This window comes from Chloroflexota bacterium, from assembly GCA_015478725.1.
Classification (GTDB): Bacteria; Chloroflexota; Limnocylindria; order Limnocylindrales; family CSP1-4; genus C-114.
In genome coordinates, this window is sequence record JADMIG010000128.1 from 1 (window position 1) to 1285 (window position 1285).

Below are 1285 nucleotides of genomic sequence, written 5' to 3' on the forward strand. Positions count from 1 at the left end.
TGTCAATACCCTCGAACCGTAGAGACTTCGGTTAGTGTGATCTTGCGGTTGGATCTTGTAGTCCGCGTCGCGTGCGAGTGGGCAGGCGCTGGCCTGCCCGCGCTGTACGCCGGTTGGGGGTCGTAGAGGCTCCAAGGTCAAGGGCGGCCGGAGGCCGTCGCCGTGGCGATCGCGTCAGCGACCCTTGAGGTTGGAGGTGCGGCCCCCGTACCCTGCGCGGCGCGAACAGACGCTCAGCGGCGGCGCAGCCGCCTCCGTTGTCGTTGTGCTTGTGGGTGAGCATCTGGGTCAGGCCACCTCGGTGTCCGGGTCGTCAGGTTGGGTCAGCTCGTAGTCGATCGGGGAGATCATCCCGAGCGAGGAGTGCCGGCGAGTGCGGTTGTACTCATCGATCCACTCAGCGACTCGCCGGCGCGCGGCGGCCTTGGTGTCGAACTGCTCGAGTGAGCGCAGCTCGAACTCCAGCGTGGAGTGCCACGACTCGATGACCGAGTTGTCCAGCGCTGAACCTGGCCGGCCCATCGACTGGCGGATGTCCAGGCGTGCGCAGGCCGCGCGGAACATCGCGGCGGTGTACTCGCTGCCCTGGTCGGTGTGCAGCACCACCCCGGCGATGTTCCCGCCGCGCACCGCGACCGCCATCGCCAACGACCCGTAGGCAAGCTCGGCGTCATGGTGCTCACTCAAGGCGAACCCGAGGATGCGCCGTGAACGCACGTCGAGCACGCTGGCCAGCTGCAACTTGCCCTCGGCGGTGTCGATCTCGGTGCCATCACCGAACCAGCGCTGGTTGATCCGCCGTGCGGTGAAGTCACGTTTGACCAGGTCCGGGGCGCGCCAGCGGCCCTTGCCGGGGCGGGTGGTGCTCCGGCGGCGCCGTTTGGCCCTGGCCTGTAACCCGTGCTCGGCCATGATCGCCGCGACGGTGTTCTGGGAGACCCGCCAACCCATCTCTCGCAGATCCGCGGTGATCCTCGGCGCGCCGTAGGTGCCCCGATGTTGGGCGAACAACGCCGCGATCAGCGCGCTCAACGCCCGCCGCCGCGCCCGCCGGGGCGAGCCGTCGCCGTGGCGCCACTTGTAGAACCAGGCCTGCGAGACACCCAGCGCCCGGCACGCCAGCGCGTGCGGTATGCCGTGCTCGGTGGCCCTCTGGGCCGCGATGAACCCGGCCACCGCTACCGGTGACCCATCGCGTCCTTGACCCAGAGGGACACCGAGCGCTTGAGGACATCACGCTCCATCGCCAGCTCGGCGTTCTCCCGCCGCAGCCGAGCCAGCTCGA

Annotated in this window: 1 protein-coding gene; it reads right to left on the bottom strand. The window is 69.0% G+C overall.

The annotated features are described in order from the left end of the window. Positions 1-288 precede the first annotated feature (288 nt). The gene (locus IVW53_16080) at positions 289-1209 is read right to left on the bottom strand and encodes an IS3 family transposase (protein ID MBF6607080.1); all 921 of its coding nucleotides are present in this window, start codon (positions 1207-1209) and stop codon (positions 289-291) included. Positions 1210-1285 lie beyond the last annotated feature (76 nt).